We start from the raw sequence: 10,417 nt of genomic DNA on the forward strand, positions 1-10,417 counted from the left end.
CTCGAGGCCCGGAGGGACGCTGTAGTAGTACGCGCCATGAATGTGACGCCAACGGCGTGGCAGGGCTTGGTTCTCGCGCTTGCGCGGTCTTGGCATGGGGAAGTTCTTTCTGGTTCTAGATGGCGAGCCAGTTCGGGCTTGCTACCTTTTGATGTCTTCGGGAGGTGGCTTCGGAGCTGCCGTCGAACACCTTTGTTATGTGGGATCGCAAGACGGCGATGCCGCCATCAGGACGCACCTTGTGTTCGATGCCCATGGAGCGGAGCACCTTCACTTGGGCGTGTCGACGAGTCCTGTCCGTCAGGCTGTGAAGCTCTTCCGGCTGGAGAAACGTTCCCGTGGACTCGACGTGAGCGTGGGAGTGGGCGAGCTCGTGCCGGCGCGTATGCGGTGCGGCCCGAGGACTGTCTTGGTTCGATTCGCCGCGGCCGGTCCCACGCGATGGGTATATCGGCTGTACATAGTCAGTTTGGGTCATTCTTCGATGGTGAGAATATCGGTCGAGTACTTGTGAGAACTTCTACGGACTTCTCCGCTGAGTTCTCTCAAGTCAAAGAAAAAAGCGGGCGATCCCTGTCGAGGATCGCCCGCAATAGAGTCTTAGTTCCAATGTGTCCGTCGTCTGCGCTATGGTGGTTTCATGAGTTCTCCTGGGTGATGGTGAGAAGTTCTTGTAGAACTTCACTCCAGCGCCAGGAGGGCGCCTCGACGCGAGGACCGGGGACGAGCTTGTATATCGGGTGGGTATCGGAATGAGGAAAAGGGCCGACTGACTCGATGTACGTCGCTTTTCTTAGGCCGCATGACTGTCCACCTCCTCTGACTGTGACGACATGTCCCGCCTTCTTGCATCGGACTGTCTCAGCTCGGGTGTGTGTAGAAAAAGTGGCATCAACCCCACAAGGAGATTGATGCCAAACGCACGGGCTACCACCCATGCCCCATTCCATGCCCGGAGGGCCGCCCACGCCAATCACCGACAGGTGAGGTCGGGGGGGGGTGTTTCGGATTTCCGCGCTTTGCTCGACAGTCCTCGACTCGTACCCAGCTCGCACGTTTCACCACACCCCGAGGCTGACCGGGCGAAGATCGATGCGTTCGATCTGCCACGCGCTCTTCATGGCATCTACCGGAGGCGCTGAGAGGGCTAAGTTCTTCTACGAGGGCCGTAGGCCCTCTGGACTCTTCTTTCGTGGAACTAGGGTCCTGCGGGGCGCGTTGGGCTTCTCTGGGCGAAGTCTTGCGAGTGTGTCGCTGCGCTCCATGCGGTTCGGTTCCTTGGTTCGAACCTGTGTCGGCTCATTTGTTCTTCACAGAGCGCCCGGAGGGCGCCTGAAGTCTTCCGTGGGCTAACTACACTGATCACTGACTTCGAGATGAGCTGGAACTCCGAGTGGACTGAGACTTGGCTCCTCTGATGATCCGCAGGAGTGCCCTGAGGGCACCTGAGCTCATCTGTGCTACTGTGGTAACCTCCGAATTACACTGAATTCACTGCGCTAGCAGTTCTAATGAAGTGCGACTCGCTCTGCTGAGGTCTTCTGGGTCTGGTGTGATCTACTGAGCTGGGCTAAGTCAAATGTGTTGACTGAATCTCAGCTCCCTCAGCTCCCTCAGCAATCCACAGAAGAGCCGGAGGCTCTCTGAGTTCACTGCTACCTGCGCGCGCGAACTATGTGGCCGGCTCTGCAGTCAAGGCGACAGCCCAGCGAACGGCCAGTCCCACCTGAATACTTCAGCGGACCCGCCCACGGCGACGGCTCCTCGCACACAGGGATCGCCGCAGCCGGAGTCCGCCCAGGGCGTCTTGAGAGCGCTGCTCGTCGGAGACGTCCAGACGCCCCCTGGGTGATGAGCACCTGGTGCCTGTAGGTCGAACTCACTTGGCTCGCGCATGGAGTCCAGCGCTGAGCTTGGTTGACTAGGCTGCGGGCCTGTGGCGGCACCAGCTCGCGCAGGGCGCGGGATCGAAGTTCACCGAGACGTCCCGTCAAAAAGGGGGACCGTGCCCTGTACTATTGGATCAGCCTTGATCGTTATAAATCAACCACTTACGAGCGCTGAACAACGCGATCAGTGGTACACAAAGCCGCTTCTAAGTATTTGCTTCATAAGCGATCTTTGACGTCCGGCTATCCGGCTACGAACCAAGGGGTCGTGGGTTCGAATCCTGCCAGCCGCACCAAACAATAAGAAATGAATCAACGGGTTAGACGTTCTGCGTCTAACCCGTTTTTTTTGCCTGATCGGTTTCTCGATCAGGCCACATCAGGTGGATGCCGATCAACTGGGCGTGACCAATGCGCCGGCTTCACGCGCACGGTCCACGTCCGGGCTGCGGTACGCCGCTTCGGGGATCGAGGACAGGGCCGACGGCTGCAGTTGCCCGTCGGACAGGCCGTAGAACTTCTGGAAGCTCATGATCAGCGGGCGCCACTTGTCGGGGTCGATGCGGTTGGGCTTGTCCGTCATCAAAATCGACGGGTGCAGATGCACACGCTGGATGCGCACCTCGATGTTCAGGATGTTGCCGCGCAGCAGCGCGTCGTCGTCGGCGACGCCGTGGATGGCTTCGACCACGGCTTCCAATTGCACTGGGCATTCATGCGCCCGCGGCGGCGCCACGGTCTCTGAGAGCACCGGCGTGAAGCCGGAAATCTCGAACTTGTCCTGCTCATGGCGATATCCGCGTGCCGCCTTCCACGGCGGCACGGGGTTCTTGCCAGTCGTCAGAGCCAGCCTGTCGACGTAGTCGACCTCATGCTGCGACGGCAGGTTCAGCACACACTCGCGTGCGCGCCGCAGGTTGCGCGCCGTTTGTGAGCTGGCCCCCAAACCCAGCACGCAGCGCCAGCCGAGCCAGAAGGCCGATGACATCGGGGCGAGGTTGGGCGTGCCGTCCTCGTTGATCGTGCTGATCACGACCACGGGCGTGCCGAAGTAAAGAATGGCGGGTTCTTGCCGCTGGTGCATGCCGACTCCTGATGAAGCATTGAAAAGACAGTGCCTCAATGTGCCGGTAGCGCCGGCCGCTGTCGCGCCGGATTCGGACACGGTTTTTCTTCGCCGCAAGCGGCCGTGCCGCGCAGGCGCTAGCCCGGATCGCTGGGCGGTTTGACCAACGCGTCGTCGACGGCGGCCAGCAACTCGCCCACGTCGACCGGCTTGGTCAGGTAGCGAAAGAAACCGGCGGCCACGCCACTCTGCACGTCGCCCGGCGTCGCGCTGGCGGTCAGTGCAATGATCGGGATATGTGCCGTGCGCGAATCGCTGCGCAAGATGCGTTGCGCCTCGCGGCCGCTCAGGCCGGGCATGTTGTTGTCCATGAAGATGACCGCGGGCTGATGTTCGCGCGCCAGCTCCACGCCGAGCCAGCCGTTGTCGGCCTTCAACAGTTTCAGCTGCGGACGGTGTCGCAGGATTTCTTCGACCAGCATCTGGCTCGCAGGATGGTCGTCCACACACAGCACCGGAATCTGCGGGCCGCTGTCGCTGCTCGTGTCCGTTGCCGCCGGTGCGGCGCGTTCACGCGCGTCTGCATCGGCCCATGCCGGTGACGCGGCCGCCTCGGGCAGCTCGATCCAGAACACGCTGCCCACGTCCGGCGTGCTGGTGGCCCCGATCTGGCCGTTCATCAACTCGACCAGGCGCTTGGTCAACACCAGGCCGATGCCTGAGCCCTCGGTCTTGCCGGTCTCCTGGCCGAGGCGGTTGAAGGGCTGGAACAGGGCATCCATCTGCGCCGGCCGCAGCCCGGCCCCGGTGTCGTGCACTTCGATGCGCAGCCGCAACCCACGCGGCCGGGTGCAGACGACGTGGACCATGCCGTTTGGGCGGTTGTACTTGATGGCGTTGGACAGCAGGTTGATCAGCGCCTGCTTCAGCCGGCCCCGGTCGGCCAGCGCGAGCAGGTCGCAATTGATCGGTGGGACCAACTGGACGGACCGGACAGCCGCCATYGGCTCCATCATGCGCAGGCATTCGTCCAGCAGCGGCGGCAGCTCGACCGCCTGCAGCTGGATGTTGACCTTGCCCGCTTCGATCTGCGCCAGGTCGAGCAACTCGTTGATCAGCAGCAGCAGGTGCTGGCCCGCCTCGACGATGTGGCGCACGTAGCCGGCGTGCTGCTCGGCATTGGCCGCCTTGCCGCCGGTGGTGGCCAGCAGCTGGCCGAACCCGATGACCGCGTTCAGCGGCGTACGCAGCTCGTGGCTCATGCTGGACAGGAAGTCGGACTTGGCCCGGTTCGCGCGCTCGGCGGCGGCCTTGGCTGCCATCAGCTCTTCGTTCGAGCGCTCGAGTTCGGCCGTGCGTTCATGGATTCGACGCTCCAGCACCTCGTTCAGGCGCTGCGCATCGGCCGTCACCACTTTCTGGATCGTCACGTCCTGCAGCGTGTTGAACCAGTGGCGGCGGTCATCGCCCGCGCGGGTGGCCAGCGGCTCGATCGTCTGGTGGACGTGGATCTCCGCGCCCGAAGGCTGGACCAGCCGGTACTCCACATCCACCCGCCCCGAAGGCAGTGTGTCGACCGCCATGGTCTGCAAGAAGGTGTCGCGGTCGTCGGGGTGGATCAGCTGCGACCATTCGAGCAGGCTGTGCGGCAGATTCGCGCGCTCGACGCCGGCGAGCTGGTGCAGCGTGTCCGACCAGTTCTCGAACCAGCCGACGTCCGACGTGACCACGTGCGCCAGTTGCGCCAGTCCCTGTGCGCGGTTCAGCTCGGCCTCGCGTTCACGCAGCGTCGTTTCGGCGTGCACCCGCTGTGTCACGTCGACCGGGCAGACCAGGCGGGCCGGCTTGCCTTCGTAGACCAGCTCGCGCGAGTTGATCTCGACGTAGATCATCACCTGGTCCTTGGTCAGGTGGCGCCAGACGCCCGAGTAGCGGCTGGCCCGCGGCGTTCTGCGGACCGATTCTTCGACGTACTGCACGTCTTCCGCTGGGCGGATATCGCGGATCGTCAGTGCGCAGAATTCGTCGTGGGTGTAGCCGTAGACGTTGCACGCGGCTGCGTTGACATCCACGATCTGCAACGTCGCCAGGTCGTAGACCAGCAGCGGCAACGGGTTCGCCTCGAACAGGTAGCGATGGTCCTGCGGGTCGGGCAACGGCCACTCCGGCACGGCAGGGCCGTCAACCGGCATCGGCTTGTCGGGTAGCGGTGGCAGCGGGTCCTGTCCCATGGATGCGTGGGCCAGCGAGCGAGGGTGCGGCAAAGTCTATTCCTTTTGTTTCAGGGCGTGACGCAGCGAACCGTCATCTTCTGAGGTGAACTACCGCGGCAGCACAATCATCCAATCGCTCCGCCCTGGCACATCGCCCGCGCACGAACCAAGGAGACCTGTTCATGATCGAGGCTTGCACCATGATCTCGCCTGCGGGCCGCACCCGCTGCCGGCTGGCCGCGGCTGCCCGCGTTGGCACCCTGGCCCTGTCGATCCTCACCGTGGTGGGCAATGCACGTGCCGCCTGGACCTGCCCGGCCGGTCCGTTCGGCCACCCGGTGCCGCCCGGCGCGCAGATCACGCACTTGGACAACGCCTTGCCGCGTGACGCGTTCAACCAGAACGGCAACCTGAACGCCAATGTCGAGGGCCCGGTGTGGCTGGGCGGCTCGCTGTATGTCAGCGAGTTTGGACAGGGCGTCAACCCGCCGCCTTCGCGCGTGCTGAAGATCACTGGCGACAACACCGGCGTGGTGTTCATGGCCACCGCCGGCACCAACGGCCTGGCCACCGACGCGGCCGGCAAGCTCTACGGCGCCAGCCACAAGGTGGGCGGCATCGTGCGTTTCGGTGCCGCCGGCGAAGAGCCGACGGTGATCGTCTCGGGCTACCAGGGCCAGCGTTTCAATTCGCCGAACGACCTGACCTTCCGCAGCGATGGCACGCTGTACTTCACCGACCCCACCTGGCAGGCGACCAACCCGCCGCCACAGGCCAAGACCCGCGTCTACCGTGTGGCCCCGGGCTCGCACAAGGCCCAGGTGATCGATGCGAACCGCTCGCAACCCAACGGCGTCACCTTGTCGCCCGATGAGAAGACGCTCTACCTGTCGTCGCTCGACGGCCTGTACAAGTACGCGGTGGCGGCCGATGGGTCGGTCGGGCCGCCGAAGCATTTCGCCAGCCAGATCGGCGGGGCCGACGGCATGGTGGTGGACTGTGCCGGCAACCTCTATGTCACCAGCACCGACGTGATCGTGCTGAACGCGGCGGGCAAGGAGATCGATCGCCTGCACATGCCCGCCGGCGCCGGCAGCGTGACCAACGTGGCCTTCGGCGGCGCCAAGCGCAAGACGCTGTTCATCACCGCGATGGGGCAGGGCAGCGGCCGCGGCGTCTTCAAGGTCGACCTGAAGGTGCCGGGCATGCCTTACTGAACGCACGCCGTTGGCGAGGACTCAGTCCTTCAGGCCGTATAGCTCGACGATGCGGCGCAGGCGCTCGATCGTCGAGCGCTTCAGGGCTGGCGGCCCGATCACTTCGACGTCGGGCGCCAGCCGCAGCAGCTGGCCGGTGGCGTGCTCGATCGTCTCGATCGGGATGCGCAGCTCGACACGCGCGCTATCGCCTTCGGGCCGGTGGACGGTGGCCACGACCTTGGCCACCGCAGCACTCAGGAAGGACAGGGCTTTCAAGCCACTGGGGGTGGCGAGCACCGTGGCCTCGCCCTTGAAGACCTCGGCTTCGAAGCGCTGCACCGACTGGCGCCAGTACTCGGTCAGGTTGAACCCCTTGGGGCGCTTGACGACGCCCGGCTGCAACTCGGCGTCGAGGATGCTGGCCACGCGGTAGGTGCGCAGCTTGTCGTCACTGGCCGCCACCAGGTACCAGGCGCCGGCCTTCAGCACCAGGCCAAGTGGGTGGATGGTGCGGCGCGACGTCAGCTTCCAGCTCTCGTAGTGCATTGACAGCGGCCGCTCATCCCAGACGGCGGTGGCCACGGTGGCCAGGTGCGGCAAGGGTTGTGACTCGCGGTACCAGTCGATCGGGTCCAGGTACAGGCGCGAGCTGACGCGGCGCGCATCGTCGCGCCACGAAGCGGGCAGCGCGGCGAGCAGCTTCAGCTGCGCCTGCTCGACGTCGTTGCCCAGCCCCAACTCGGCGGCCGGCCCGGCCAGGCCACTGAGAAACACGGCCTGCGCCTCCGATGGGGTCAGCCCGGTCAGCGTGGTCTTCCAGCCGCGCATCAGTTCGAATCCGCCGGCGCGGCCGCGCTCGGCGTAGACCGGCACGCCGGCAGCGGTCAACTCGTCGACGTCGCGGTACAGCGTGCGGATCGAGATCTCCAGCGCATCGGCCAGCGCCCGCGCGCTCATCCGGCCGCGGGTTTCCAACAGCATCTGGATCGACAACAGGCGACTGGCGCGCAAGGAAAGCTCCGTGGTGGGTGGGTACCAGTCTGGATGCTAAAGCTGACTTCGGCTGGCAGCTATTTTCGAGCAGGCACTTGAGCGTGACGCTCGTTAGCATGGGGGCTCTGTCGCCATGGATGGACCGCATGAATCAGCCCGTTGCCCCAGATCTCTTCGCCCACGCCGCAGCCGATGCCCGCGACAACGTCCGCGCCCTGCGCTCGTCGCAGATCCGCGAGGTGGCCAATGCCGGCCTGGGCGTGCCCGATGTGCTGCCGTTCTGGTTCGGCGAGTCCGACCGTGTGACGCCCGAGTTCATCCGCGCGGCCGCCACTGCTGCGTTGGGGCAGGGCGCGACGTTCTACTCGCACAACCTGGGCATCGCTCCGCTACGCGAGGCCCTGGCCGCCTATGTCACCGGCTTGCATGGCGCGACCACAGTCGATCATGTGGCGGTGACCAGCTCCGGTGTCAGCGCATTGATGCTGGCCACGCAACTGGTGGCCGGCGCGGGTGACCGGGTGGTGGCGGTCACGCCGCTGTGGCCCAACCTGGTCGAGATCCCGAAGATCCTCGGTGCCGAGGTGCAGACAGTGGGCCTGCGCTTCGGCGCGCAAGGCTGGTCGCTGGACATGGACGAGTTGCTGGCGGCTCTGACGCCGGGCACCCGCTTGCTGCTGCTGAACTCGCCCAACAACCCGACCGGCTGGATGATGAGCCGTGATGACCAGCGCACGGTGCTGGATCATTGCCGGCGCCTGGGCATCTGGATCATCGCCGACGAGGTCTATGAACGATTGAGTTATGCCGGCGACGGTGAGGCTGCGCCATCGTTCCTGGACCTGGCCGGACGCGATGAGCGCGTCATCTGCGTCAACTCGTTTTCGAAGGCTTGGTTGATGACCGGCTGGCGCCTGGGCTGGATCGTGGCGCCCACCGCGCTGATGGGCGACCTGGGTAAGCTGATCGAATACAACACCTCATGCTCGCCAGTGTTTGTGCAACAGGCGGGTATCGCCGCGTTGACGCAAGGCGAAACCTTCGTGCGGCAGTTGGTGGGTGACTTGCGTGCGTCGCGCGATCACCTGGTGCAGGCCTTGTCGGCGCTGCCTGGCGTGCAGGTCAAGGCGCCGCYGGGCGCGATGTACCTGTTCTTCACTTTGCCCGGCGCCGAGCAGAGCCTCGCGTTGTGCAAGGCACTGGTGCGTGACGTGGGCCTGGGCCTCGCGCCGGGCAGCGCCTTCGGCCCCGAAGGCGAGGGCTTCGTGCGCTGGTGTTATGCCTGCGACACGGCGCGTCTGGACGCCGGTGTGGCGCGGCTTCAGCGCTATCTGGCATCTCGCTGATCGTCGTTTGACGACGTCTGTAGTCTGGCTACATTGAAACTACGATGTAGTCGACGGCGAAGGGGTTTCTCCTGCGAAAAACGCCGTTGCAACGACGTCGTTCAGGCTAGGGAAAACGAAGAGTTGTCGGTAGTTTTGTTTTAGTAGAGTCGCGGCCGTGATGCCGATACCGGCACCGACGACCTGCTGGGGCCACGCGTGATCCGCGTCCAGCCCCAACCCCGCTCCTGCTGTTGGCGAGGGTCCGCGAACTAACGCGTCAGATCGTTGACTTCCACCTTGACGACCTGTATTCCCGCGCGGCGGGAAGGAGCTCTCATGCGCCGACGTTTCAACCCATCCGTGCTGGCCCTCGCGGCCATCGTGGTCTTGGCCGGTCAGCCGATTACCGCCCACGCCGCCAGCATCCCCGCGGCCCATGTCTACCACAACCACATGCCGAACTTCTGGCCGTTCTACGGCGTGGACGTGGCGGCCACCTACAACGCAACGACCATCGGCCAGCCGATCCGCTACACCTACGACGGCCAGGTCATCAACCTGAAGAAGAGCCCGCCGCCGGGCTACAGCTACTTCCTGCCAGCCTCGCTGGGCGGCGGCATCATGCCGCACGACGACCTGGTGAACTACTACTCACCCGATGCGAAGGCGGGCGCCTACCAGTGGTGGCCGCAGCAGGACGCGGGCGAGGTCAAGAGCTGGTCTGGCGGCAGCGGGCAGATCCACGTGACGATGTCCGGCGCAGTGGTCAACAACGTCAACAGCCTCGAGAACCTGCAGAACGTGCCGGGCTACACCAACCCGAACTGGGGTGCGTCTTGGACCACGGCCTACAACGGCCTGCCCACCACCAACGGCCACCGCACGCTCGACCTGATCCACTTCCCCGGCCATCACACGATGGGGCCGTTGGTCGGGCCGGACTACTTCCTGAAGGACCTGATCTTCCACGGCGCTTCGCTGGCGCAGCCTTACTTCCTGGGCAACAGCTACACCTCGTCGCGTGGTTTCTTCCCGACCGAGCTGGGCTTCTCGGAGCGGCTGATCCCGGCGCTCGCGAAGCTCGGCGTGCAGTGGACGGTGGTTGGCAACAACCACTTCTCGCGCACGCTGAAGGACTACCCGTTCAGCAGCTTCGATGCGACAGGCGACACGCTGATCTCGCCGCCGAATCGGGCCGACCTGCGCAACACCGCCAACAGCGGCTCGTGGGTCGCGAACGGCATGGCGCACGAGCAGCAGGTCATCGTCAACAAGTTCCCGTTCGCGTCGACGCCGCACTGGGTGCGCGCAGTCGACCCGGCCACCGGCTCGGTGTCGAAGGTCGCGGCGATCCCGGTCAGCCAGAACGGCTCATGGGCCGAAGGCTGGGACGGTTCGACGACAGTCGATGAGCTGATGCCCTACACCGCGCTGGAGCCGCGGCAATTCTTCGTCGTCGCGCACGACGGCGACAACTCCGGCGGCCGTGCCGGCTCGCTCGACACCTGGCAGAACGGCCACCGCGTCACCTGCGCCGGCAACGGCTTCTGCCAAGGCATCGACGAGTACCTGAATGCACACCCGATCCACGATGGCGACGTGCAGYATGTGCAAGACGGCTCATGGGTCGACACGCGCGACAGCTCATCCGACCCGACCTGGTACCACTGGCATTTGCCGCCGCTGATCTGGCAAGGGCAGTTCTCGGCCTTCAACCAGGCGACCGGTT

6 protein-coding genes and 1 pseudogene are annotated in these 10,417 nt (G+C 64.7%); 3 read left to right on the top strand and 4 right to left on the bottom strand.

Annotated features, from left to right (window positions below; genetic code table 11):
* Positions 1-115: 115 nt before the first annotated feature.
* The 3 genes from AC1DYI_RS18265 to AC1DYI_RS18275 form a co-directional block, all read right to left on the bottom strand.
* Entirely contained in the window at positions 116-478 is a 363-nt protein-coding gene (locus AC1DYI_RS18265) for a DUF4224 domain-containing protein (protein WP_477205552.1), read from the bottom strand.
* A 1,805-nt stretch (positions 479-2,283) separates the two neighbouring features.
* Complete coding sequence (locus tag AC1DYI_RS18270; RefSeq protein ID WP_477205553.1) at positions 2,284-2,973, bottom strand: flavin reductase family protein; 690 nt, start codon at positions 2,971-2,973, stop codon at positions 2,284-2,286.
* Positions 2,974-3,092: 119 nt separating this feature from the next.
* Complete coding sequence (locus AC1DYI_RS18275; RefSeq protein WP_477205554.1) at positions 3,093-5,186, bottom strand: hybrid sensor histidine kinase/response regulator; 2,094 nt, start codon at positions 5,184-5,186, stop codon at positions 3,093-3,095.
* A 182-nt stretch (positions 5,187-5,368) separates the two neighbouring features.
* Here AC1DYI_RS18275 and AC1DYI_RS18280 point away from each other — a divergent pair, with 182 nt between their 5' ends.
* Positions 5,369-6,385 carry an SMP-30/gluconolactonase/LRE family protein gene (locus tag AC1DYI_RS18280; protein ID WP_477205555.1) on the top strand — a complete coding sequence of 339 codons (1,017 nt, stop codon included), beginning with the start codon at positions 5,369-5,371 and terminating at the stop codon, positions 6,383-6,385.
* A gap of 21 nt (positions 6,386-6,406) precedes the next feature.
* Here AC1DYI_RS18280 and AC1DYI_RS18285 read toward each other — a convergent pair whose 3' ends face one another.
* On the bottom strand, positions 6,407-7,378 hold the full coding sequence (locus AC1DYI_RS18285) for a helix-turn-helix transcriptional regulator (RefSeq protein WP_477205556.1): 972 nt from the start codon (positions 7,376-7,378) through the stop codon (positions 6,407-6,409).
* Positions 7,379-7,506: 128 nt separating this feature from the next.
* On the opposite strand from AC1DYI_RS18285, the gene AC1DYI_RS18290 reads away from it, so the two are divergent.
* Both AC1DYI_RS18290 and AC1DYI_RS18295 read left to right on the top strand, forming a co-directional pair.
* Positions 7,507-8,706 (top strand): pyridoxal phosphate-dependent aminotransferase, encoded by a 1,200-nt coding sequence (locus AC1DYI_RS18290; RefSeq protein ID WP_477205557.1) that lies wholly within the window; start codon positions 7,507-7,509, stop codon positions 8,704-8,706.
* 318 nt (positions 8,707-9,024) lie between these two features.
* A pseudogene (locus AC1DYI_RS18295) lies at positions 9,025-10,417 on the top strand (alpha-amylase); the annotation flags it as partial.

The organism is Ideonella sp. P3_A4, from assembly GCF_056403075.1.